Consider the following 23,924-nt stretch of genomic DNA (forward strand, 5'->3'; position numbering starts at 1 on the left):
CCGGAAAGGGGCCGTCTGCGGCGTTGCCCGCGCTTGCAAGGCGCCAGCCTTGCTGCGCACGGGCGCCTTGCATCCGGCCCCTTTCCGGGGCAACGCGATCCCCTTCCATAGCGTCAACAGACCCTTAGGAGCCGTGGCATGACCCACGGCCGTTGTTCTTCCAAAAACCCGGGGGCCGTTCGTCCTTCGTCTGGAGAGTCCGATGAGTGAAATCAGCCGCACCGCCCTGTTCGGCAAGTTGAACCCCCTGGCCTACAAGGCCATCGAGGGCGCCACCGTCTTCTGCAAGATGCGCGGCAACCCCTACGTGGAGCTGGAGCACTGGCTCGCGCAGCTGCTGCAGAACCAGGAAAGCGACCTGCACCGCATCGTCCAGCACTACGGCCTGGACATCTCGGTGCTGGCCAAGGACGTGACGGCCGCGCTGGACCGCCTGCCGCGCGGCGCCACCGCCATCAGCGACTTCTCGCCGCACATCGAGAACGCCATCGAGCGCGCCTGGACCTACGCCACGCTGCAGTTCGGCGAGGCGCAGGTGCGCACCGGCTACATCGTGGTGGGCATGCTCAAGACGCCGAGCCTGCGCAACCCGCTGCTGCAGATATCGAAGCAGTTCGAGAAGATCAAGGTCGAGGACCTGGCCGAGAACTTCGCGAAGATCTGCGACGCCTCGGCCGAAGGCCGGATGCGCGCGCAGGACGGCACCGGCATGGGCAGCGGCGACGTCGGCGACGAGACCGGCGCCATGGCGCCGGCCGCCATGGGCAAGGGCGATGCGCTCAAGAAGTTCACCACCGACCTCACCGAGCAGGCGCGCGGCGGCAAGATGGACCCCATCGTCGGCCGCGACGACGAGATCCGCCAGGTGGTCGACATCCTGATGCGCCGCCGGCAGAACAACCCCATCCTGGTGGGCGAGGCCGGCGTGGGCAAGACGGCGGTGGTCGAAGGCTTCGCCCAGCGCATCGCGCGCGGCGACGTGCCGCCGGCGCTGAAAGACGTGCGCCTGCTCGCGCTGGACGTGGGCCTGCTGCAGGCCGGCGCCAGCATGAAAGGCGAGTTCGAGCAGCGCCTGCGCTCGGTGATCGAGGAGGTGCAGGCGAGCGAGAAGCCCATCATCCTGTTCGTCGACGAAACCCACACACTGGTGGGCGCGGGCGGCCAGGCCGGCACCGGCGACGCCGCCAACCTGCTCAAGCCGGCGCTGGCGCGCGGCACCCTGCGCACCGTGGGCGCCACCACCTGGGCCGAGTACAAGAAGTACATCGAGAAGGACCCGGCCCTGACCCGCCGCTTCCAGAACGTGCAGGTGGACGAGCCCGACGAGCGCAAGGCCATCCTCATGATGCGCGGCGTGGCCAGCACCATGGAGAAGCACCACCAGGTGCAGATCCTCGACGAGGCGCTGGAGGCCGCGGTCAAGCTCAGCCACCGCTACATCCCGGCGCGCCAGCTGCCCGACAAGAGCGTGAGCCTGCTCGACACCGCCTGCGCGCGCGTGGCCGTGAGCCTGCACGCCACGCCGGCTGAGGTGGACGACAGCCGCAAGCGCATCGAGTCGCTGGAGACCGAGCAGCAGATCATCGGCCGCGAGAAGGCCATCGGCATCGACGTGGCCGAGCGCGAGCAGGCCGTCACCGCCGACCTGGCCGCCGAACGCGACCGCCTGGGCAACCTGGAGGCGCGCTGGGGCCAGGAGAAGGCGCTGGTGGACGAACTGCTGGCGCTGCGCTCCACGCTGCGCGGCGGCGCCGGCGGCACGCAGCCGGTCGAGGGCACGGGCAGCACGCTGGAGGCGCAGGCCGCGACCGAGGCGCCGCCGGCCGCCGACGCCGTCGCCCAGGCCGAGCGCGAGACCGCGCTGGCGCGGCTGCAGCAGGTGCAGGCCGAGCTCACCGCGCTGCAGGGCGAGTCGCCGCTGATCCTGCCCACCGTCGACTACCAGGCCGTGGCCTCGGTGGTGGGCGACTGGACCGGCATCCCCGTGGGCCGCATGCAGCGCAACGAGATCGACACCGTGCTCAAGCTGCCGCAGCTGCTGGCCCAGCGCGTGATCGGCCAGGACCATGCGATGGAGATGATCGCCAAGCGCATCCAGACCTCGCGCGCGGGGCTGGACAACCCGAGCAAGCCGATCGGCGTGTTCATGCTGGCCGGCACCTCGGGCGTGGGCAAGACCGAGACCGCGCTGGCGCTGGCCGAGGCGCTGTACGGCGGCGAGCAGAACCTGATCGTCATCAACATGAGCGAGTACCAGGAGGCGCACACCGTCAGCTCGCTCAAGGGCGCGCCGCCCGGCTACGTGGGCTACGGCGAAGGCGGCGTGCTGACCGAGGCGGTGCGCCGCAAGCCCTACAGCGTGGTGCTGCTCGACGAGGTGGAGAAGGCCCACCCCGACGTGCACGAGCTGTTCTTCCAGGTCTTCGACAAGGGCTTCATGGAGGACGGCGAGGGCCGCACCATCGACTTCAAGAACACGCTGATCCTGCTGACCACCAACGCCGGCACCGAGCTGATCGCCAGCATGTGCAAGGACCCGGAGTTGCTGCCCGACCCCGAGGGCATGGCCAAGGCGCTGCGCGAGCCGCTCCTGAAGATCTTCCCGCCGGCGCTGCTGGGCCGGCTGGTCGCCATTCCCTACTACCCGCTGTCCGACGAGATGCTGGGCGCCATCGTGCGGCTGCAGCTCGGGCGCATCAAGAAGCGCGTCGAGGCGCGCTACAAGATCCCGTTCGAGGTCGGCGACGACGTGGTCAGGCTGGTGGTCAGCCGCTGCACCGAGAGCGAGTCGGGCGGCCGCATGATCGACGCCATCCTCACCAACACCATGCTGCCGGACATCAGCCGCGAGTTCCTGAACCGGATGATGGAAGGCAAGCCGATCGGCGGCGTGCGCGTGGGCGTGGCCGAGGGCAACTTCAGCTACGACTTCGCCTGACGGCCCGCCCGTGTTCCCCATGTCCATCCGTTCCGCTCTCCTGCCGTTCCTGCTGCCGCTGCTCTGCGGCCTGGGCGTGGCCGCGTGCGCGGATGTGTCGCCACCAACGAAGGAGATCAGCGCCATGAGTGGATTGCAGATGCCCAAGCCCAAGCGGGTGGGACCGCCCGATGTCAAGCCGGTGCGTATCGGCGACCTGCGCTTCGAGGCCGTGCACTGGGGCCGCGAGCGCGGCCTGAACCAGAACGGCGGGGTGATCGCCGCCGTGGATGCCAAGTCGGGCAAGGAGCAGTGGACCCTGGTGGTCTACCCGATCGTCTACAAGCCCAAGCTCGAAACCGATGTGCAGGACATCTTCATCGAATCGCTCGAGGCCGCGCCGGACGGCCGGCACCTGATCGTCAAGGACGAGAACGGACGCCGGTTCGAGGTCGACATCGCGGCGCGCCAGGCGCGCCCGCTGCCCTGACCGGAGGGCGCCATGGACAAGTTCACCCAGGCCTACGACAAGGCGCGCGACGTCGTCACAAAGCAGAAGTTCGAGGCGGACTGGCAGGCCTTCTCCGAGAAGGCCGGGATGGCCAAGCTGCTGGACGCGTCGGGCTTTCGCAGCGGCGCGGGCAGCACCGCCGATGCGGTGCGCAAGCGCCTCGAGAAGGCCGCCAGGGACAAGGAACGCAAGGTCGGCGAAGTGATCTACGACGCCTCGGTGAACGCCAAGTCGCCGGGCCTGCTCGCCGACCGCGCCGCCACCATCAAGTTCGTCAAGCACGTGCACCACGTGCACAAGCGCGGCGGCCAGGACGTCTGGGTCTACGCGCCGCCCAAGTCCGATGCCGGCTGGGTCTTCGACGAGATCACCGGCGACACGGCCACCATCAAGGCGCGCCTGGAGCACGACGACGAGATCTTCAGCGCCGACGAGCGCAAGTGGATGTCCACCTCGCTGGGCAAGGCGCGCAAGATCTCGGAGGACTGCAAGGCCAAGCTGGCCGGCGGCAAGGTGAAGAGTGCGCGCGCCAGCGTGAAGGAGATGGTCAAGCGCTGGTTCCTCGACGATGCCGACAACGCCGACGATCTCGAGGCGGCCTTCACGACCCTGTACGCGGGGTTCAAGAAGATCGCCGCGGCCTGCAACAAGGCCACGCTGGTGTTCGCCGACTACCCCGACTGGCGCGCGCAGCGCGACAAGTACTTCGGCGCTGCGTTCCGGGGCGGGGAAGGCGGCGCCTTTCCCGTCATCTACCTCGAAGGCGCCTTCACGCGGCTGACCGGCAACAGCGGCAAGATGTGGCTGTGCGTGGAAACGGTCATCCACGAGATGTCGCACCACGAGGTGTCGACGCAGGACCACCGCTACGACCACCACGGCCTGAAGCCCACCACGGGCTCCTTCCCCTATGCCACCGCGATCGAGAACGCGGACAGCTGGGGCTACTTCGCGCTGGACCTGGCGGGCTATCTCTCGCGGGCCGATCGCGACAAGGTCCTGAAGTAGGCACGGCAGCGACCGCCCGGACGACATGATGCACCGACAGACCGCCGTTGCCGAGGCCGCCGCCGCTGCCGAGCCGGCCACCGAACTGAGCCCCGAGCAGGCGCTGCAGCTGGCCATCGCCTGGCACCGCGAGGGCCGCTGGGACGCGGCCGGGAAGATCTACGAGGCCCTGCTGCGGGTGCAGCCGCGCGACGCCAACGTGCTGCACTTCCTGGGGATGCTGCGCTACCAGCGCGGCCGCCGCGACGAGGCGATCGCGCTCATGCAGCAGTCGATCGCCGAAGACGGCACCGTGCCCGACTGGCACTGCAACCTGGGCAACGTGCTGCTGGAGTCGAATCGGCTGGACGAGGCGGCCGCCGCCTACGCGCGCGCGCAGGCCCTGGCGCCCGAACGCCCCGAGCTGCACAACAACCTGGGTGCGCTGCTGCGCGAGCAGGGCCGGCTGGCCGAGGCGGAAGCCGCCTATCGCCGCGCCCTGGAACTCAAGCCCGACTTCGCGGATGCCCACACGAACCTCGGCTCGCTGCTGATGCGTACCGGGCGCCCGGAGGAAGGCATCCGCACCTTCTGGGAGGCGCTGGTGCATTCGCCCCGCCACGGCAAGGCGCGCAAGCTGGTGGGCATGGCCTACGGACAGCTCGGCCGGATGGAGGAAGCGGCGCGCGTGTACCGCGAATGGCTGGAAGACGAACCCGGCAACGCCGAGGCGCTGCACCACCTGGCGGCCTGCGCCGGCGGGCCCGTGCCGCAGCGCGCGGCCGACGACTACGTGGAAACGGTGTTCGACGGCTTCGCCAAGAGTTTCGACGCCAAGCTGACGCGGCTGCACTACCAGGCGCCGGCGCTGGTGGCCCAGCGGGTGGCCGAGCTGGCCGGGGCGCCGCAGCGCGCGCTGCGGGTGCTGGACGCAGGCTGCGGCACGGGCCTGTGCGGCCCCCTGCTGGCGCCCTATGCGCGGCACCTGCACGGGGTGGACCTGTCGGCCGGCATGCTGGCCCAGGCCGAGCCCCGCAAGGTGTACGACCAGCTTTCCAAGGGCGAGCTGACGGCGTTCATCGCCGCGGCGCCGGCGTCGTCGTGGGAGCTGATCGTCTCGGCCGACACGCTGTGCTACTTCGGCGGCCTGGCGGACGTGGCCGCTGCCGCCGCGCACGCGCTGGCGCCCGGCGGCTGGCTGGTCTTCACCGTGGAGGCGCTGCCCGAGGCGGCGGCCGAGCCCTACCGGCTGCACCCGCACGGACGCTACGCGCACCGCGCCGGCTACGTGCGCGAGGCGCTGGCTGCCGCCGGCCTGGCCGTGCTCGGCGTGCAGGCCGCGCACCTGCGCACCGAGAACGCCCGGCCGGTGGACGGCTTCCTGGTGTCGGCCCGCAAAGCCGAGGCGGCGCGTTCGTCCTGATTCCATCCATGCCGCACGATCACGAAAGGGACGCCGATGGCCGATAACGACACGCTCATCCGGAGCGATTCACCCGTCAACGACGACCTGATGTTCTGGTCGATCGTCGGGCTGGAGGGGATGAGCCAGCCCTCCACGTACGAGCTGCGCGTGCTGTCGAAGAACGATGCGATCTCGGCCAAGGACATCCTCGGGCACGGCTTCGACGTGGTGATGAAGTTCGACGACGCCGACGGCGCCGGGCACGAACGCCACTGCCGGGGCCATGCGGTGCGCTTCGCCCGCCGCGGCAAGGTCGGCCGCTACCACGAGTACGCGATCGGCCTGAAGTCGTGGTTCTGGCTGCTGACCAAGCGCTTCAACGCCCGCATCTTCCAGGGCCAGAACGTGCTGCAGGTGATCGACGCGACGATCGAGGACAGCCCGATCAAGCGCCTCAAGAAGATCAACACCGACGGCGTCGTCGGCCAGCCCGACAAGCGGCCCTACTGCGTGCAGTTCCAGGAAAGCGACTTCACCTTCCTCTCGCGGCTGATGGAGGAGGAGGGCATCTACTACTGGTTCGACGCGCACGACGCGCCGGGCACCATGTACCTGTCGAACGCGAGCGACGTGGCGCATCCGCCGATGCCCGCGGGCCCCGAGATGAAGCAGGCCGACAACGCCCGCCAGGAAGTGCGGTTCAACGAATTCCGGCAGTGGTTCGGCGCGGCTCTCTACGAGTCGGGCGCCTACGCCTCGCACGACAGCGACTTCAAGGCGATACGCAAGAAGCTGAACTCGAACAAGAAGGACGCGGCGGAGCACGAACTGAGCGACCTGGAGGTCTTCGAGTTCCCGGGCGGCCACCTGCGCGAGGCCGACACCGACCACGTGGCCCGCATCCGCATGGAAGCGCTGGCCGCGCGCCGGCGCTTGTACTGGGCCGGCACGCCCTGGCCGGACGTGGCGGTCGGGCTGCGCACCCGGTTCCACACGATCCACGAGGTGGCCGACCTCAACCAGGAGCACCTCATCGTCAGCTGCATGGTGGTGGCCTCGCATCCCGGCTACGAGGGCACCGACACCTCCGCCCCGGCGGACGTCCGGCGCGCGCTGATCGACCTGCTGCAGGACGACCGCGTGAACGCGGAGCACAGGGAGGAGCTGACCGCCGTCATCGAGTCCCTCTCCGGGTTCGAGCGCTTCTACGCGGGCATGCGCCAGTTCCTCTACACGACGGTGCCCGTGAGCGTGCCCTTCCGTCCGCCGCGCACCACGCCGCGCATGCGCATGCCGGGGCCGCAGTCGGCCATCGTGGTCGGGCCCGAGGGCGACGAGATCCATGCCGACGAATTCGGCCGCGTGAAGGTGCACTTCCACTGGGACCGCTATGACGAGAGCAACGAGAAGTCCACCTGCTGGGTGCGCGTGTCGCAGCCCTGGGCCGGCAAGGGCTGGGGCGGCTACTTCATCCCGCGCATCGGGCAGGAGGTGATCGTCGACTTCCTCAACGGCGACCCGGACCGCCCGGTCATCATGGGCCGCGTCTACAACGACGACCAGCCGATCCCCTTCGACAAGCACGAGCAGAGCGGCTTCCGCACCCGCTCCACGCCGGACGGCAACGCCTCCAACTGCAACGAGTTCCGCTTCGACGACAGCAAGGGCAAGGAGCAGGTCTACCTGCACGCCGAGAAGAACCAGGACATCGAGGTCGAGAACGACGAGACGCACTGGGTGGGCCACGACCGCAAGAAGACGGTCGACAACGACGAGATCAACCACATCAAGAACAACCGCACGGAAACCGTGGATGTGGACGAGACCATCGACATCGGCGGCAATCGCGCGGAGTCCGTGGGCGGCAACGAGGACATCTCGGTCGGCGGCAACCGCACCGAGAACGTGGGCGGCAACGAGAGCGTGACCATCGGCGCGAACCGCAGCCTCACAGTGTCCGCCAACGAGACCGTCAGCATCGGCGCCTCGCGCACGGAGAGCATCGGCGCGGGCCTGACGCAGACCGTGGGCGCGGCGGTCACGCAGACGGTGGGCGCGGCCCTGACGCAGACGGTCGGCGGCGCCGTGACGATCGCCTCGGGAGGGCCGATGACGCTGAACGCCGCGGGTGGCCTCAACATCATCGCGCCGGGCGGCACCAAGGTGGTGGACTTCCAGTTCCTGCAGTTCGGCGGCGACGAGAAGGTGGGCTATGCCACCTCGCTGAACTTCTCGCTGATCAACACCGAGATCAACGCCGTCAAGGGCGAGTACACGAGCTTCACGAACGCCCTCATCCCGGTCAAGTTCGAGAAGGTGGGCCTGGAGAACAAGGAGGCGGCGGCCGAGATCAAGGCCCTGGCCGCCAGCATCGCGTCGGGGGCGACCAAGATCGTGTCCAAGGCGATCAGCATGTTCCTCTGACGGACGGGGCAGATCGATGAAGGTGTTCAAGCCCATGCCGCTGTCGCTGCTCGCGCGCTGCTTCGAGTTCCGCGAGCGCATCTGGATGGGCGTGTCGGCGCTGCTCATGGTGCCGCTGGGTCCGGCGCCGCGCAGGCTCTGGCCCGAAAAGGACATCTGGCAGTTCTGGGCCGCGCGGCCCGAGGCGCAGTGGCCGCTGGAAGAGGGCATGCCGCGCGCGCGCGCCGAGTACCTGGTCTGCGGCCATGCCTACCCGCACGGCGGCGATCGGCGCGCCTGCGCGGTGCGGGCCCGGGTGGGTGCACTGGGCAAGCAGCTCAACGTGCACGGCAGCCGCTTCTGGAACGGCGACCGCCCGAGCGAGCCGCAGCCCTTCGAGCGCCTGCCGCTGGACTGGGCGCATGCCTGGGGCGGCCCGGACTGCCCGCAGAACCCGCTCGGCATGGGCATGGCCGACCAGGACGTGGGCGGCGCGCGCGTTCGCCCGCTGCCGCACGTCGAATACCCGCACCGGATGCTGGCCTCGCGCTCGGGCGCCGGCCTGCCGGCGGGCTTCGGTCCCATCGACGGCATGTGGCCGCAGCGCGCCGCCAAGCGCGGCACCTACGACGATGCGTGGTTCAAGACGCACTTTCCCGCCGTGGCGCCCGACGCGGACTGGACCACCTTCAACGTCGCGCCCGACGACCAGCAGCAGGACGCGCCCTTCGCCGGCGACGAGCGCTACGTGTTCGACAACCTGCATCCCACGCTGCCGGCGCTGTCCGGCGCGCTGCCGGGACTGCGGGCGCGGATGTTCGTCACCCAGCGCGTGGATGGCGAGCAGAAGTTCAGGGAAGTCGCCGGCGCCCTGCGCGCGCTGTGGTTCTTTCCCGACGAGGAGCGCGCGATCCTCGTGTTCCAGGGCATGCACCCGATCGCCGAGGACGATGGCGCCGACATCGTGCACCTGCTGGGTGCCGTCGAGGACATCGGCCGGCCGCGCCCCGCCGAGCACTACCTGCACGTGCGCGACAAGCGGCTGGACAAGGACCACGGCGCCCTCGAGGCCCTGCGCGAGGACGACCTGATGCCCGCCGACCTGGTGGTGCCGCTGATCGACTTCACGCCGCAGGAGAACCGCGCGCTGGAGCGCGGGCAGAAGCGCGCGGAGGCCGAGCGCATCAAGGCGCGCGCCGAGGTGGCCAGCCACGGGCTGGACCCCGACGAGCATGCGGCGCCCGTCAAGGGCGAGGCGCCGCCCGACATCCGCAGCCTGGACGACCTGCTGCGCGTGCGCGCCCAGGTGGACCAGCGCATGGCCGCGATGAAGCAACAGGCCGAGGCGTCCAAGGCCAAGGGCGTGGCCGAGGTGCGCGCGCTGTTCGAGCGCGAGGGCAAGGACTTCAGCCTGATCGAGCGCGAGATGGCCGGCCTGGAAACGCGCGGTCCGCCCAAGCCCTTCGTGGACGACCTGCTGCAGAGCTTCCATGGCTTCATCGCCGCCGGCCAGAACAACAAGGCGGGCATCGCCGAGCTGGAGCAGTTCGTCGCCGACGACAAGCTGCACGCGCAGTGGCGCCACGGCGAGACCCGGCAGCTCATGGCCTACCGCATGACGGCGCACTATCAGATTCCGGCGGATCGCGCGCAGGGCGCGGCGGCCGAGGCGACGCGCCGGCGCGTCATGGACCGGCATGCGGCGGGCGGCGACTTCCGCCAGTGGGACCTGACGGGCGCGGAACTGGCCGGGCTGGATCTTTCGGGGGCCGACTTCGAGGGCGCCTTGATGGAGCGCGCCAACCTGAGCGGCACCAACCTGAGCGGCGCCAACCTGCGCGGCGCCGTGCTGGCCCATGCCGACCTGCTGTCCACGCAGTGCCGCGGCGCCGTCCTGGCGGGCGCCAACCTGGGCGCGGCGCGCGTGATGAAGACCGACTTCGAAGGCGCCGACCTCACGGACGCGGTCTTTGTCAAGGCGCAGATGGACGAAGTGAGCTGGCGCGGCGCCACGCTGGACGGCGTGCGCCTGGAAGAGGCGCGCATGGGCGCCATCGACTGCTCGGGCGCACATGCCGAGCAGATGCTGGCCTTCCTCCAGCTCGATCTGCGCGGCTTCCGCTTTGCCGATGCGCGCCTGAAGCAGGCCGCCTTCGTCGAGTGCGACCTGACCGGCGTCGATTTCGGCGGTGCGGTGTTCGAGAAATGCGGCTTCGTCACCATCCAGGCCGCAGGCGCCCGCTTCGCCGGGCTGCGCATCGATTCCGGCTGCTTCGTGCAGGGCTGCGACCTGGGCGGCGCCGACTTCAGCGGCGCCACCCTGCCGAACATCAGCTTCCGGGGAGCCAACCTGGCCGGCGTCCGGCTGCACGGCGCCCAGCTGCGCGGCGCGGACTTCAGCGAATGCGATCTCACCGGCGCCGACCTGGGCCGCGCCGACGCGCGCGAGGCGCGCTTCGTGCGGGCCCGCCTGGCGGGCGCCCGCCTGGCCGGCACGAACCTGATGGAGGCCGTGTTCCAGCACGCCGCGCTGCAGGACACCGACTACCGCGACGCCAATCTGTTCCGCAGCGACTTCGCCCGCGTGCGCGTGGCGCCGGGCGTGCGTTTCGACGGCGCCATCGTCACCCGCATGCGCACCTACCCGCGCCACCGCGCCGCCGGAGGCTCGGCGGCATGACGCGCGACGAAGTGCTGGCGTCGGTGCAGCGGGCCGAGCCGGTGCGCGGACAGAAGCTGGCGGGCATGGACTTCTCGTCCTGCGACCTTTCGGCCACCCTGTTCGAGAAATGCGACTTCGGCGGCGCCGACCTGCGCGGCGCCGACCTGACCGACGCGCAGTTCATCGGCTGCACCTTCACGCGCACCGACATGAGCCGTGCCGAGGCGAAGGGAACGCTCTTCGTCGAAAGCCGCTTCGAGCGCGTCGCCATGTCCGAGGTGAAGCTGCACAACACGAGCTGGATGAAGTGCGAGATCCAGGGGCTGGCCCTGGTGCGCGGCAGCTTCGACTTCGTCAACTTCGCTGAATGCGCGCTGGACCAGCTTCTGTTCAACGACAGCCGCGCCGAGAAGCTGACGCTGGCCAATTGCAAGACCGGCGTGCTGAGCTTCAGTCGCTGCCAGCTCGAACGCACGGTGCTGCTGGAATGCGACTTGCGCCGGACCGACTTCCGCGAAGCCGCGTTCGACACCGTGGTCATGGTCAAGAGCGTGCTGGCCGGCCTGTCCTTCGCGGGGCAGTCGATGCGCAACGTGCAGTTCATCGGCGCCGACGTGTCCGGCTGCGACTTCTCGGGTGCCAGCCTCGTGCAGGCCAACTTCCAGCAGTCCAGGGCCGGCGGCATCGTCTTCCGGGGCGCGCGGGCTGCCGGGGTGCTGTTCGTCGATGCCGACATCAGCCAGGGACGCTTCGAGCAGGCCGGGCTGAGACAGGCCCTGTTCTGCGGCGCCCGGGCCGAGGGCGCCTGCTTCGACGGCGCCGACCTGTACCAGAGCAACTGGATGCGCGCCCGGCTGGCGCAGGCCAGCCTGCGCGACTGCGAGCTGACCTATGCCGACTTCTCGCACGCGCTGCTCGACGGCGCCGACCTGCGCGGCAGCGCGATGTTCCGCGCCAAGCTGCACGCGGTGTCGGACCGGGGCGCCCAGTTCTCCGACCGCGCCCGCGCGCTCGAATCCGAACCCGAGCTGCTGGCCGCCGAGCGCTGGCAGCCGCCCCCTCAGCCCACTTGAATGACGCAGGAGAACGACATCATGAGCACAACAGCCACCGCCGCGCTGCCGTCCCGGCAGCCCATCGTGTGCGCCCCGGGCACCGCCCTGGTGACGGGCGTGGACGCCGCGGCCGGCCGCTACACACTGGACGACGGACGCGCGCCGTGCGAGGCGGTGCGCGCGGCCAGTTGCCTGGTGCTGCCCGCCGTGGGTGACACGGTGGCCTGTGCCGCGGGCGGCGAGGGGCCGGCCTGGGTGATAGCCGTGCTGCGGCGCGCGGACGACGCGCCGCTCACCGTGTCCCTGCCGCCGGGCACGACGATCGACAGCGCGGGCGGCGCCCTCGTGCTGCAGGCCGATGCCATCCACCTGCGCGCGCGCGCGCTGGGCGTGGAAGGCGAGCAGGCGCACCTGAACGTGGAGCAGGTCAGCGGCGTCGGCCGCAAGGCGTCCTGGTCCTACGGCGCCGTCAAGCTGACGGCCGAGCTGGTGGAGTCCTTCGCCGAGCGGCTGGTGCAGTTCTCGCGCTGGAGCCAGCGCATGGTCGACGGCCCCGACCAGGTGCGCAGCCGCCAGATCGACTGGCGCGCCGAGCAGGCCATGCAGCTGCAGGCGCAGGTGCTCATCGCCAACGCCGACAAGCTGTTCAAGGCCGATGCCGAGCAGATCCACCTGGGCTGAAGAAGGGAGCCGCGCATGTTTGCCAACTGCCAGCTGATGGGGACCGACATGGCCTTCCCCGACGTGTGCCTCACCCCGTCGCCCGCCGGCCCGGTGCCGATCCCGTACCCCAACATCGCCGCCGGCCCGATGGCCGTGCCCAACGTGCCGACGATCCTTTTCGCCGGCGCGCCGGCGCACAACATGGGCACCACCATCCCCATGACCAACGGCGACAACGCGGGCGTGGCCACCGGCGTGGCCTCCGGCATGGTGATGGGCCCCAGCCGCCACCTGACGGGCGCCTTCACGGTGCTGCTCAAGGGCCTGCCCGCCACGCGCATGACCAGCGTGTCGCTGCAGAACAGCACCAACGCGCCCGGCTGCCGGCTGGTGCCCAGCCAGCCGAAGATCCTGCTGCTGGCGCCCTGAGCGGGGGCGTCCCGCCCCGTTTCCTCCCTCGCGCTGCTTACCTCTTCCGGCAGGATTGCGGGCGGCCGGGCCGGGGTCAATACTGGGCCGCATCGGCCCCTTGTCGTGGGGCAGGGGCATGCGGCGCCATGACGAACACCCTCTTTCGCATCGAGAGCGACTCGCCCGCGAAGGACGACCTGCTGTTCTGGCGCCTGGTGGGCCACGAGGGGCTGTCGCGCCCCTCCACCTACGAGCTGACGGTGCTGTCCAAGAGCGAGAAGATCGCACCGGGCGACATCCTGGGCCGCAGCTTCGACGTGGTGATCGCCTTCGAGGACGAAGACGGCGGCAGCCATGAGCGGCACTGCCAGGGGCATGCGGTGCGCTTCGTGCGCGCGGCGCATGCCGGCCGCCACTTCGCCTACCGGATCACCCTGCGCTCGTGGTTCTGGCTGCTCACGCGGCGCCGCAACTCGCGCATCCTGCAGGACCAGAAGGTGCTGGACGTGCTGGACGCCGTGCTGGAGGACAGCCCCATCAAGCGGCTCAAGAAGACCCGCACCGGCAACGTGATCGGCAGCCACGAGCCGCACACCTACTGCGTGCAGTACCAGGAGAGCGACTACGACTTCCTCTCGCGCCTGCTGGAGGAGGAGGGCATCTACTACTGGTTCGACACCACCGAGGCCGAGCCCGCCATGCACCTGGCCGACGCGCTGGACGCCGCCCATGCGCCGCTGCCGGCGGCGGGCACCCTGCACTTCGAGGCCTCGGCGGTGGCCGAGGCGCGGCATGCGGAGATCACGCGCTGGATCAGCATGCGCCAGCTCGACAGCGGCGGCTTCGCCTCGCGCGACCGGGACTTCACCGTCATCAGCCGCACGCTCGCGGCCGACAAGGCCGAGCCCGACGCGCACGAGCTGGCCGACCTGGAGTGCTTCGAGTACCCCGGCGGCTATGCCAGCGGCGACGACACCGACGGGCTGGCCCGCATGCGGCTGGACGAACTCATCGGCCGGCGCCAGCGCCACTGGGCGACCACCACCTGGCCCGACGTGTCGGTGGGCCGGCGCTTCCGCTTCGAGGGCAGCCCCGACGGCCAGCATGACGGCGAGTACGTGATCGCCGGCTGCGTGCTGGTGGCCGCGCATCCCGGCCACGAGGCGCTGGGCGCGCAGCAGCCCCCGCCGCTGGGCAGCGAACTCGACGCCGCCCTGCACGACGACGCCGTCAACGTCGAGCACTGGACCATCGTGCGAGAGCTGATGGACCAGTCGCCCGAGCTGATCGCGCCCAGCCCGGGCAGCAGCTGCTTCCTGCTGACCCTGCTGCCGCTGGACGCGCCCTGGCGGCCGCCGCGCCTGACGCCGCGCCGCCGCATGCCGGGACCGCAGACCGCGCTGGTGGTGGGCAAGCAGGGCGAGCAGATCTGGACCGACGAGCACGGCCGGGTGAAGGTGCAGTTCCACTGGGACCGCTACGGCCGGAACGACGAGAACAGCTCCTGCTGGATCCGCGTGTCGCATCCCTGGGCCGGCAAGGGCTGGGGCGCGGTGAGCATCCCGCGCATCGGGCAGGAGGTGATCGTCGACTTTCTCGAAGGCGACCCGGACCAGCCGATCGTCACCGGCCGCGTCTACAACGGCGAATCGCAGGCGCCCTATCCGCTGCCGGGCGGCGCGGTGGTCAGCGGCATCAAGACCGATACGCACAAGGGCCGCGGCTACAACGAGATGTCGATGGACGACACCGCCGGCCAGGAGAAGATCACCGTGCACGGCCAGTACGACATGGCCACCACGGTGGAGCACGACCAGACCACCACCGTGCACAACTGCCGCACCGACGCCATCGACGTGGACGACTCGGAGACCGTGGGCAGCAACCAGACGCTGAGCGTCGGCGCCGACCAGACCGTCACGATCGGCGCCAACCGCACGGAGTCGGTGGGCGCCAACGAGACCATCACCATCGGCGCCCACCGCAGCGAGACCGTCAACGGCGGCGAGACCGTCACCGTCAACGGCGGACGCAGCCACACCGTCAATGGCGTGCAGTCCACCACCATCTCGGTGGCCGAGACGCACACCGTCGGTGCCGGGCGCGTGCACAGCGTGGGCGCGGGCGAGGCGATCAACGTGGGCGGCGTACAGGCGGTGAGCGTGGGAGGCGCACGCATGGTCAGCGTGGGCGGTGCGCAGCAGGTCAGCGTCGGGGCGGTGCAGTCGGTGAGCGTGGGCGGCGCCCACAGCCTGTCGGCCGCGGCCATCTCGGCGTCGGCCAAGAGCGTGGTCAGGATCAAGGCCGGCTCGACCTGCCAGATCGAGGCGCCCACCATCAAGCTCAAGGCCGGCGGCAGCACGATCACGATGAACGCCGGCGGCATCACCATCAAGGGCGCCAAGATCACCATCGAGGCCAGCGGCACGGCCTCGTTCAAGGCCGGCGGCTCGATCAAGATCAAGGGCAGCAGCCTGGGCGAGGATTGAAAAATGAAGCACCCCCCAAGCCGCTTCGCGGCTCCCCCCTCTCTCGCCTTCGGCGGGAGGGGGGCGCACCCGGCGGCCTGGCCGAGCCAGTTCCGCGGGCGCCCTGGCATGGCCTGCTCCGCGGCCTTCGGACCGGGGAAGGCCGTTGTGTGCCATGCGATGCGGTTGGCGCGCGGCGCCATGGACAACTGAAATGCAGGACACCGATCTCGACGCCGCGCATGTGCTGCTCAGCGGCATGGCGGACTGGGCGCGCCTGGCGGGCGGCGGCGTGGCGCAAGCCAGCTTTGCGGGCTTCGACGCGGCGGGCCGCTTCCTCGTCACGCTGGCTGACGGCCGGACGCCGGTGCCGGCGCTGTCCACCGTCGGGCTGGCGCCGGCCGACGCAGGCTGCCGCGTGGTGGTCGCCTTCGAGGGCAGCGACCCGGCGCGCCCGGTGATCGTCGGGCGGCTGCAGGCCGCGCCGGCGCAGGAGCCGGTGCCGCCGGTGCACTGCACGGTCGATGGCGAGCGCGTGTCGATCGAGGCGCAGCACCGGATCGAGCTGCGCTGCGGCGAGGCCAGCATCGTGCTGACGCGCGCCGGCAAGGTGCTCATCAAAGGCAACTTCGTGCTCACGCGTTCGCGCGGCGCCAACAAGATCAAGGGCGCCTACGTGGACATCAACTGAGCGCAGAAGGCCCGCCATGTGGCAGCTCGACAACCGCACCCCCTACGCTGCAGAGCGCACCTGGGTGCGCGACCGCGACGGCGCCGAGATCTGGATCGTCGCGGTGAAGTGCAGCTTCGACATCCACGCCGACGGCAGCACCGAGCCCGCGGCCGAGCAGCCGCCCGTGACGCAGGTGCCCGAGTACATCGACCCGGCCGCACCCGCGCGCTCCAGCCTGCGCCACGAGATCGACCTGGTGCGCACCAAGCTCACCACCGACGTGCTGCTGCTGGGCGAGGCGCACGCCCCCGGCGGCGTGCCGGTGACGCAGCTCGACGTGGGCTTTCGCGTCGGCCCGGTGGCCAAGCGGCTGCGCGTGACGGGTGACCGCGTATGGCTGGGCGGCGCGCCGTCGCCGCCGCGGCCCTTCGTGACGCTGCCGATCTGCTGGGAGCGGGCCTACGGCGGCATCGACCCCGGCAGCCGCGACGGCGCGCGGCCGCAGTGGGACGAGCGCAACCCCATCGGCACCGGCTTCGTGCTCGATGCGTCGCACGCCGAGGGCCTGCGGCTGCCGAACATCGAATACCCCGACCAACTGGTGCGCACCTGGAGCGACCGCCCCGCGCCGGCCGGCTTCGGCCCGCTCGGCGTGCACTGGCAGCCGCGCCGCAGCCTGGCGGGCACCTACGACGAGCGTTGGCTGCGCGAGCGCCAGCCGCTGCTGCCGCAGGACTTCGACGACCGCCACTACCAGTGCGCGCCGGCCGACCAGCAGGCGCCGCAGTTCCTGCAGGGGGGCGAGCCGGTGGCGCTGGTGCACCTGGCACCGCAGGCGGAGATCCGCTTCGTGCTGCCGCGCGTGCTGCTCGGCCTTGAGACCTTCTTTTCGGACGGCACGCGCCAGCGGCACGAGCGGCCGCGGCTGCACACGGTGATCCTGGAGCCGTCGGCGATGCGGGTGTCGCTGGTGTGGCACAGCGCGCTGCCCTGCCATCCCAGGGTCCACAAGCTGATGCGCACGCGTATCGCCGGGAAGCGCCTGTTGCGCCTGGGCGAGACCGAAGACGAAGAGGCGGTGCAGGTGTGAACATGGCGCCCCTGCATGTCCTCGGCCTGGGCGCCAGCACGCCGGTCGGCCGCACCGTGTGGGCCAGCGCAGCGGCCGTGCGCGCCGGCGTGTGCGGCTTCCGGGTGCATCCGTACATGGTCGACACCGCCGGCGAGCCCATGCGCGTGGCGGCCGCGCCCTGGCTGGACATCGGCCTGGAGGGCGCCTCCCGGCTGGCCGCGCTGGCCCTGCCCGCCATCGAGGAGGCGCTGGCGCCCTGGCCGGCGAACCTGCCGCTGCGGCTCGGGCTGGCCCTGGCGCTGCCGCCCATGCGGCCCGGCAGGCCCGATGGCCTGGCCGGCGAGGTGCTGGAACGGGTCAGCGACCGGCTCGGCAACCGCTTCGCGCGCATGGCGGCCTTCGAGGCAGGCCATGCTGCCGGCCACCTGGCCGCCGCCGCGGCCGAGGCTGGCTGCACGCGGGGCGCCTTCGATGCCTGCCTGGTCGTCGGCGCCGATTCCTACCTCGCGCCCGAGACGCTGGAATGGATCGAAGCCTGCGACCAGCTGCACGGCGGCGGTCCGCTGAACAATGCCTGGGGCTTCATCCCCGGCGAGGCCGCGGGCGCCATGCTGCTGGGCACCGTTGATGCGGCGCGGCAGTGCGGCGCCGAGCCGCTGGGGGAACTGGTGTCGGTCGGCATCGGCATGGAGCACCGGCTCATCAAGACCGACGACGTGTGCGTGGGCGAAGGGTTGACCCAGGCCTTTCGCGCCGCGCTGCAGGGGCTGGCGCCGGGCGAGCAGGTGCACGACGTGTATTGCGACCTCAACGGGGAGCGGTATCGCACGGAGGAGTACGGCTTCGCCGTCTTGCGTACGGCCGAGCGCTTTCGCGCGCCGTCCGAATTCGTCTGCCCGGCCGACTGCTGGGGCGACGTGGGCGCCGCCGGCGGGCCGCTGCATGCGGCGCTGGCGCTCATTGCAGCGCGCAAGCGCTACGGCAAGGGCCCCCTGTCGATGGTCTGGGGCAGCTCCGAGCGCGGCGAGCGCGGGGCGATGTTGCTGCGGGGCGCGGATGCGGTCCGCGGTTGAGCATGCCGGTCACCATCCGCGTCAACGGCACGTCCACCACGCTGGTCCACAAGTTCAGCACCGGCATCAGCAACGCGACCATCCCCGACGTCTGCAAGACGCCGAGCCCCGGCGGACCGGTGCCGGTGCCCTATCCGAACATCGCGCTGTCCGGCACGCTGTCCGACGGGACGACGACCGTCAAGGGCGACAAGGCGCATGCGGCGCATCGCAAGTCGAAGTTCGCGCTGTCCAACGGCGACAACGCGGGCACCGCCGGCGGCGTGAAGTCCAGCACCTTCATGAAGGAGGCCACCTGGATCGGCTTCTCCTTCGACGTCAAGATGGATGGCGGCAATGCCAACCGTCTTGGCGACCAGATGTATCACAACGCGCAGAACGCGGCGAATCTGGGCGGGGAGGCGCAGGCGCCGTTTGTCGCCGAGGTCGGCGACAAGGAAATGGCCGACAAGCTCTGCGACGCCGCCTGCAAGGCGATGGACGACAAGAAGAAGCTGGATGCGGCGGACGTCAAGGCAGGCAGGACGCCACGCTCGAAATACCAGAACCTCATGCGCAACCACCTCGATCCCAAGCCGCGCGGGCGCCAGCCGGGCCTGATCACCGAGGCTTCGCAAAAGATCGGCGGCGACTTCATCGGCAAATGGGGCAAGGTGACCGGCGGCGGTTCGGGTTTTGTCAAGTGGGACATCGTGCTGACAGGAGCCACGAAAGCGGTGGAAAGAGGATCGGTGACGCTCAGCGGCGTGACCAAGATCATCGAGGTCAAGTTTCCCGGCGACTCGCTGACGGACAACCAGACGGCCCAGATCAAGAAGGCCGGCAAGGCGGGGAAGGTGACGGTCATGGATGTCGAGAATGACTGCGTCTGCACTTGAAAGGTGAAAGCATGGATGGGTCCCGATTCACGCACGCGAAGAATGCGCATGTCCTGGCGATGCCCTGCCTGGAGGTCGTCGCCTTTGCCTATGGGCCGCAAGACAGCGGTGCGGGCTTCGCGCGGTTCCTGCGCACGTTCTGCGAGGCTTTCGGCGAGCACATCCGCTTCTACCGCACCGGCGACATGAAGCGCTTTCGCGCCTTCGAGACCCGTGCGCTCGATGGGCCCTACCACTGGTTCGCCGATCCGGGCCTGCTGGCCGGCAAGATGCTCGGATTCCGGGCGCATTCGGGCGCCGCGGCGCGCGATCTCTTTCCGCCCGCCGTGAAGATGTCGCTGCTGGGCGTCTTCGATCCGCCGTGTTTCGTGGTGCGGATGATGCTGCCGGTGGAGTGGGGCGATGCGCCGGAGGAAGTGATTGCGCTGGCACGCAACGCCTTGGCGGAGTTCCCGCTCAGCAGCGGCTATTGCGGGTACTCGCTCGTCTGGGACGAGGCGGACCCTGCGCTGGAGCGCGAGGTCTGCCAGTGGGCGGCGCCCCTGCTGCGCCGGCACCCTGGCCTGGGCTATGGCGATACGCTCACGCTGTCCAACGCGGCCGAGAAGGGCGTGGTGGCCGTCAACTGGCTGACCTTCCTGGGTGCCGGGATGGTGGCCACCCTGGGCGGGCGCGCGGCATTGGAGAGCAGCGCCCCTGCGGGCGTGTCGGTGCTCCCGCTCGGGAAGGACGGCGTGCTCTTGCGCGCCGGCGATGCGCCGCAGTTCGGCGACGTCAACCGGCAGGACCTGCTGCCCGCCGTCCACGCCGTGGGCCGGCTCGTTGCGCCGGTGGTGGCGCCCGACGACGCGCTCGACGATCTGGCGATCCAGGGCATGTCGGAAGAGGATGCGCATGACTGGCTTCGCCGTTTCTTCGTCTGAGCGCTACGCCGGCGCCGTCGTGATCGAGGTCGCGGTGGCTGCCGGGCCCGAGGGCGCCATCGAACTGGTGCAGCGCCGCATCGGCGCTTTTCTCGATGCGGTCGGGGCGGGGTTCTTCTTTCCGTGCCGACGGCGCGAGGCGTCCCGCGTCGAGGTCCGCGCCGATACGGCATCGGTCCATGCGAGGCTCGACGTCGAGGACCTTCCGGTCACGGCGCTGGCGGTGCTGGGTGGCATGCTGGCCGACTGCCGGCATCACGAAGTCTCGTTCCGGTCGGCACATGCCTTGCTCGGCCGCCGCGAGCACGATCTATTGGCCGAGGGCGGCGTACGCCCCGCCGCCGCCGCACAGCCGCCGTTTGCGGTCGAGCTGCCGCCGGACCTGGCCGGCAACTCGGCCCTGCTGGTGGAAATCGAGTTCGCGCAGCCGGTGCCGCCCGACGTCGGCGCGGGCTTGCTGGAGACGCTCGCGCTGTGGGACGCGCTGACGCTGGCCTACCCGAGCGACCCTGACGAACCGGTCGAAGTCAGCGGCGCGCAGGCCCTGTTCAACGACCCGCGCACGATCCACTACCAGGAGTGGATCTGGGACAACGCCGAGCTCGAGGCGTGGGATCTCGTCGTCAACCTCTGCTGCGCCTGGCATGCGACGCTGCCCATCGCGCGGCTGCATTTCGAGTGAAGGGGGCTTGTGGTGGCGCAGGACACGCTGTCTTCCGTTGTCGCCGAGCATGCCGAGGAAGCGGCCTTCCTCTGGCTCCAGCGCACGCATGCCGTCCAGGCGCCCCACTATTCGCCGCGGCAGTTCGCCGACCTGGACGAGCGCCTGGCGGCCCACATCGATGGCCTGCGGGTGGCGGGCGACGACGGCTGGCAGTGCGCAGCCGAGGCACTGGAGAACGAGGGCCCGGAGGACTTCTTCCCCGCGGCCGTGCTGGCCATCGAGTCTGCCGACGGGCGCTTCGACGACCTGCTCGCGCGGGCGAAGGCGGCGCCCCATGCCGTGGCCGGGCTGGTGTCCGCGCTGGGCTGGGTCGAGCCGGCGCACCTGGGCCACCGCGTCAAGGCGCTGCTGGGCGGCGAGGCGCCGTTGGCGCGCAAGCTGGGCATCGCGGCCTGCGCGCTGCACCGGCGCGACCCGGGCACCGTGCTCGATGCAGCGCTGGCCGACGAGGCGGACAGCGTGCGCATCCGAGCGCTGCGGGCGGCTGGCGAGCTGGGCCGCACCGACCTGCTGCCGCGCATGTCGGCGCTGCTCGGCGAGGCCAAGCCCGAACTGCGCTTCTGGGCGGCCTGGTCGGCGGTGCTGCTGGGCGACCGCGGCCACGCCCTCGACACGCTGCGCGCCTTCGCGCTGGAACCCGGCCCGCGGCAGATGCGGGCCTTCCAGCTCGCGCTGCAGGCGCTGGACGTCGGCGCCGGCCATGCGCTGCTGTCCGAATGCACCGGGCTGCCCGGCGCGGCGAGGCTTCGTATCGTGGGTGCCGGCTTCGTCGGCGACGCGCGCTATGCGCCCTGGCTGATCGAGCAGATGGCGCAGCCTGCCACGGCGCGCATCGCTGCCGAGGCCTTCGTCGGCATCACCGGCGTGGACTTCAACCTGGAGCAGATGGAAGTGCCGCCGCCGGAGGGCTTCGAGGACGGGCCGAGCGAAGACCCCGACGACGAGAACGTCGACCTGCCCGAGGACGCGGCGCTGCCCTGGCCCGACGTGCAGAGGCTGCAGCGCTGGTGGCAGGCCAACGCCGCGCGCTTCGCGCCGGGCGCGCGGTGGTTCCTCGGGCAGCCGGTGTCCGAGACTGCCTGCGTGCAGGTGCTGCGCGAGGGCTTCCAGCGCCGGCGCGTGGCGGCCGCGCTGCATCGCACGCTGCTGCAGCCGGGCATGCCGCTGTTTCCCACCCGTGCGCCGGCGTGGCGCCAGCAGCGCTGGCTCGACCGGTTGGGTTGAGGCCTCGCCGGCCGAGGCATAGGCCGTACGGCGAGATTGCCAACCCCCTGTACCGAATGAATACTCCGCGCGAAGGACCGCCCGCGCTGGCTGGCGGGCGGCAACGGAGCAAGGCCGGGAGCCGGTAGCAGATGATTCGTATCGCAGTGGTCAGCCGGCAGGGCGTTCCGGTCGCAGGGGCGTCGGCCGACTTCGGGCCCCAGGGCGGCACCGTCGGGCGTGCCGACACCAACACGCTGGTGCTCAGCGACCCGGAGCGCACCGTCTCGCGCGTGCATGCGCAGGTGCTGTGCCGCGACGGCCAGTACGTGATCGTCGACCGCGGCAGCAACCCCATGCAGTCCAACGGCCAGCCGCTGGGCTCCGGCCGCGAGGCGCCGCTGGCCGATGGCGACAGGCTGGTGATCGGCGGCTTCGAATTGCTGGTGAGTGCGGCGGCGCCGCAGGCGCATGCGGCGCCCGCAACCGCTGCCGCGGCGCCGGCCGCCGGAGACGACGACCCCTTCGCCGACCTCCTCGCCGGCCTGGCCCCGCCGCCGCCCGCAGCCGCGCCACCGGCCCCAGCCCCGGCCGACCTGCCTTTCCCGGACCCTCTGGCCGCCGGCACGCGCCAGGCCGCAGCGGACGCACCGGACCCTTTTGCCGACCTGATGGCGCCGCCGGCTGCGCCCGCGCCTGCCGGCGGCCCGGTGCTGGACGACTTCTCCGACCTCGGCCTGCCGGCCGCTGCGTCGCCGACCGCCAGCGCGCAGAAGATCGACGAGCTGTTCGGCGGCATGGGCTCGGGCCTGGGCGGCGACCCGCTCGCGCTGTCGCCGCTGGCCGACCCGCTGCTGCAGCCCAACACGGCCGGTGCCGTCGACGACCCGCTGGCCGCGCTGCAGCAGGCGCGCCCGCCCGCGCAGGCGCCGCGCAGCGACCACCTGCCGATCGGCCAGTTCGGTTTCGAGCCGCCCCGTGCGGCGATGCCGGCCGCGCCGGCGCCTGCCACACCGCCGGACGAGGGCACCCTGTTCGACGACCAGACCGGCCAGCAGATCCGCATCTCCCGGCGCGCTGCGCCAGCGCCTGCGCCCGCGGTGCTGCCGGACGACCCGCTCACCGGCATCTTCGCCGCGCCGGCGGCGCCGCAGGCCGCGCCCGTGCGGCCCGCCGCGGCGCCGGAGCCGGCGCCATCACCGCCGCCCGCCCCGGTGCGGCATGCGGCGCCTGCCGCGGCCCCCGTGGCGGCCGCGTCCGCCGCGCCTGCCGTCGGCAGCGCCGATGCCGGCGACCTGCTCGCCGCCTTCCTGCGCGGCCTGGGTCCGATGCACCAGCCGCCCACGACGCTGACGCCGGCGCTGATGGAGCGCATCGGCGTGCTGCTGCGCGGCGCCACCGAGGGCACGCTGCAGCTGCTGCTCACGCGCCAGGAGTTCAAGCGCGAGGTGCGGGCGGAGGTCACGATGATCGCCGCGCAGGCCAACAACCCGCTGAAGTTCTCGCCCACGGTGGACGTGGCGCTCACCCACCTGCTGGGGCCCGGCGTGCGCGGCTTCATGCCGGCCGAGGCCGCCATGCGCGACGCCTTCGACGACCTGCGCTCGCACCAGTTCGGCGTGATGGTCGGCATGCGCGCCGCGCTGGCCCGCCTGATCGAGCGCTTCGGCCCGGAGGAGCTGGAGAAGAAGATCGCGGCGAAGTCCGCGCTCGACAGCCTCTTCGCCGCCAACCGCAAGGCCAAGCTGTGGGACCAGTTCACCGCGCTGTACGCCGGCATCGCCAGCGAGGCGGAGGACGACTTCCATGCGCTGTTCGGCAAGGCCTTCCTCGCAGCCTACGAGGAGCAGATGGCGCGCCTGAAGGACGGCGACCGGGCCTGAGCCCGGTGCGGCA

18 protein-coding genes are annotated in these 23,924 nt (G+C 71.0%); all 18 read left to right on the forward strand.

Features of this window, described 5'->3' with window-relative positions:
- Positions 1-202: 202 nt before the first annotated feature.
- The 18 genes from tssH to tagH all read left to right on the forward strand — a co-directional run bounded on the left by tssH (position 203) and on the right by tagH (position 23,911).
- Positions 203-2,938: a type VI secretion system ATPase TssH gene (gene tssH, locus Q392_RS07610; protein ID WP_038204005.1), complete on the forward strand. Its 2,736-nt coding sequence runs from the start codon at positions 203-205 to the stop codon at positions 2,936-2,938.
- Between the two features lie 19 nt (positions 2,939-2,957).
- Positions 2,958-3,407, forward strand: coding sequence for a hypothetical protein (locus Q392_RS07615; protein ID WP_211260215.1), 450 nt, complete (start codon positions 2,958-2,960; stop codon positions 3,405-3,407).
- A gap of 12 nt (positions 3,408-3,419) precedes the next feature.
- Positions 3,420-4,436 (forward strand): M35 family metallo-endopeptidase, encoded by a 1,017-nt coding sequence (locus Q392_RS07620; RefSeq protein WP_038204006.1) that lies wholly within the window; start codon positions 3,420-3,422, stop codon positions 4,434-4,436.
- A 28-nt stretch (positions 4,437-4,464) separates the two neighbouring features.
- Positions 4,465-5,838, forward strand: a complete 1,374-nt coding sequence (locus Q392_RS07625; RefSeq protein ID WP_051953079.1) for a tetratricopeptide repeat protein — start codon at positions 4,465-4,467, stop codon at positions 5,836-5,838.
- Positions 5,839-5,874: 36 nt separating this feature from the next.
- A complete protein-coding gene (locus tag Q392_RS07630) occupies positions 5,875-8,244 on the forward strand; it encodes a type VI secretion system Vgr family protein (protein WP_051953065.1) in 2,370 nt (789 codons plus the stop codon).
- A gap of 16 nt (positions 8,245-8,260) precedes the next feature.
- Entirely contained in the window at positions 8,261-10,903 is a 2,643-nt protein-coding gene (locus Q392_RS31230) for a DUF2169 family type VI secretion system accessory protein (RefSeq protein WP_051953067.1), read from the forward strand.
- Positions 10,900-11,958 (forward strand): pentapeptide repeat-containing protein, encoded by a 1,059-nt coding sequence (locus Q392_RS31235; RefSeq protein ID WP_051953069.1) that lies wholly within the window; start codon positions 10,900-10,902, stop codon positions 11,956-11,958. Before Q392_RS31230 ends, Q392_RS31235 begins: the two co-directional genes overlap by 4 nt.
- A gap of 21 nt (positions 11,959-11,979) precedes the next feature.
- Entirely contained in the window at positions 11,980-12,621 is a 642-nt protein-coding gene (locus tag Q392_RS31240) for a DUF3540 domain-containing protein (RefSeq protein ID WP_169748289.1), read from the forward strand.
- A gap of 15 nt (positions 12,622-12,636) precedes the next feature.
- On the forward strand, positions 12,637-13,032 hold the full coding sequence (locus Q392_RS07650) for a DUF4150 domain-containing protein (protein WP_038204007.1): 396 nt from the start codon (positions 12,637-12,639) through the stop codon (positions 13,030-13,032).
- 128 nt (positions 13,033-13,160) lie between these two features.
- Positions 13,161-15,503 carry a type VI secretion system Vgr family protein gene (locus tag Q392_RS07655; RefSeq protein WP_038204008.1) on the forward strand — a complete coding sequence of 781 codons (2,343 nt, stop codon included), beginning with the start codon at positions 13,161-13,163 and terminating at the stop codon, positions 15,501-15,503.
- A 193-nt stretch (positions 15,504-15,696) separates the two neighbouring features.
- Entirely contained in the window at positions 15,697-16,173 is a 477-nt protein-coding gene (locus Q392_RS07665; protein ID WP_038204010.1) for a DUF6484 domain-containing protein, read from the forward strand.
- 16 nt (positions 16,174-16,189) lie between these two features.
- Positions 16,190-17,245 (forward strand): DUF2169 family type VI secretion system accessory protein, encoded by a 1,056-nt coding sequence (locus Q392_RS07670; protein WP_038204011.1) that lies wholly within the window; start codon positions 16,190-16,192, stop codon positions 17,243-17,245.
- Between the two features lie 2 nt (positions 17,246-17,247).
- The gene (locus tag Q392_RS07675; RefSeq protein ID WP_038204012.1) at positions 17,248-18,300 is read left to right on the forward strand and encodes a hypothetical protein; all 1,053 of its coding nucleotides are present in this window, start codon (positions 17,248-17,250) and stop codon (positions 18,298-18,300) included.
- Between the two features lie 2 nt (positions 18,301-18,302).
- Positions 18,303-19,178 (forward strand): PAAR-like domain-containing protein, encoded by an 876-nt coding sequence (locus Q392_RS33375; RefSeq protein WP_084216940.1) that lies wholly within the window; start codon positions 18,303-18,305, stop codon positions 19,176-19,178.
- 11 nt (positions 19,179-19,189) lie between these two features.
- The gene (locus tag Q392_RS07685) at positions 19,190-20,101 is read left to right on the forward strand and encodes a type VI immunity family protein (protein ID WP_084216942.1); all 912 of its coding nucleotides are present in this window, start codon (positions 19,190-19,192) and stop codon (positions 20,099-20,101) included.
- A complete protein-coding gene (locus Q392_RS07690) occupies positions 20,073-20,783 on the forward strand; it encodes a hypothetical protein (RefSeq protein ID WP_157007837.1) in 711 nt (236 codons plus the stop codon). Before Q392_RS07685 ends, Q392_RS07690 begins: the two co-directional genes overlap by 29 nt.
- A gap of 12 nt (positions 20,784-20,795) precedes the next feature.
- Complete coding sequence (locus tag Q392_RS07695; protein ID WP_245610669.1) at positions 20,796-22,049, forward strand: TIGR02270 family protein; 1,254 nt, start codon at positions 20,796-20,798, stop codon at positions 22,047-22,049.
- A 131-nt stretch (positions 22,050-22,180) separates the two neighbouring features.
- Positions 22,181-23,911 (forward strand): type VI secretion system-associated FHA domain protein TagH, encoded by a 1,731-nt coding sequence (tagH, locus tag Q392_RS07700; RefSeq protein ID WP_038204034.1) that lies wholly within the window; start codon positions 22,181-22,183, stop codon positions 23,909-23,911.
- The last annotated feature ends 13 nt before the right edge of the window (positions 23,912-23,924 follow it).

This window comes from Xenophilus azovorans DSM 13620, assembly GCF_000745855.1.
Classification (GTDB): domain Bacteria; phylum Pseudomonadota; class Gammaproteobacteria; order Burkholderiales; family Burkholderiaceae_C; genus Xenophilus; species Xenophilus azovorans.

Bases quoted from the DNA above. Each gene is read 5' to 3' on its own strand.
- Q392_RS07625 (WP_051953079.1), top strand. From the start codon at position 4,465: ATGCACCGACAGACCGCCGTTGCCGAGGCCGCCGCCGCTGCCGAGCCG.
- Q392_RS33375 (WP_084216940.1), top strand. From the start codon at position 18,303: ATGCCGGTCACCATCCGCGTCAACGGCACGTCCACCACGCTGGTCCAC.
- Q392_RS31240 (WP_169748289.1), top strand. From the start codon at position 11,980: ATGAGCACAACAGCCACCGCCGCGCTGCCGTCCCGGCAGCCCATCGTG.
- Q392_RS07620 (WP_038204006.1), top strand. From the start codon at position 3,420: ATGGACAAGTTCACCCAGGCCTACGACAAGGCGCGCGACGTCGTCACA.
- tssH (WP_038204005.1), top strand. From the start codon at position 203: ATGAGTGAAATCAGCCGCACCGCCCTGTTCGGCAAGTTGAACCCCCTG.
- Q392_RS07685 (WP_084216942.1), top strand. From the start codon at position 19,190: ATGGATGGGTCCCGATTCACGCACGCGAAGAATGCGCATGTCCTGGCG.
- Q392_RS07650 (WP_038204007.1), top strand. From the start codon at position 12,637: ATGTTTGCCAACTGCCAGCTGATGGGGACCGACATGGCCTTCCCCGAC.
- Q392_RS31230 (WP_051953067.1), top strand. From the start codon at position 8,261: ATGAAGGTGTTCAAGCCCATGCCGCTGTCGCTGCTCGCGCGCTGCTTC.
- Q392_RS07615 (WP_211260215.1), top strand. From the start codon at position 2,958: ATGTCCATCCGTTCCGCTCTCCTGCCGTTCCTGCTGCCGCTGCTCTGC.
- Q392_RS07675 (WP_038204012.1), top strand. From the start codon at position 17,248: ATGGCGCCCCTGCATGTCCTCGGCCTGGGCGCCAGCACGCCGGTCGGC.
- Q392_RS07655 (WP_038204008.1), top strand. From the start codon at position 13,161: ATGACGAACACCCTCTTTCGCATCGAGAGCGACTCGCCCGCGAAGGAC.
- Q392_RS31235 (WP_051953069.1), top strand. From the start codon at position 10,900: ATGACGCGCGACGAAGTGCTGGCGTCGGTGCAGCGGGCCGAGCCGGTG.
- tagH (WP_038204034.1), top strand. From the start codon at position 22,181: ATGATTCGTATCGCAGTGGTCAGCCGGCAGGGCGTTCCGGTCGCAGGG.
- Q392_RS07630 (WP_051953065.1), top strand. From the start codon at position 5,875: ATGGCCGATAACGACACGCTCATCCGGAGCGATTCACCCGTCAACGAC.
- Q392_RS07665 (WP_038204010.1), top strand. From the start codon at position 15,697: ATGCAGGACACCGATCTCGACGCCGCGCATGTGCTGCTCAGCGGCATG.
- Q392_RS07670 (WP_038204011.1), top strand. From the start codon at position 16,190: ATGTGGCAGCTCGACAACCGCACCCCCTACGCTGCAGAGCGCACCTGG.
- Q392_RS07690 (WP_157007837.1), top strand. From the start codon at position 20,073: ATGACTGGCTTCGCCGTTTCTTCGTCTGAGCGCTACGCCGGCGCCGTC.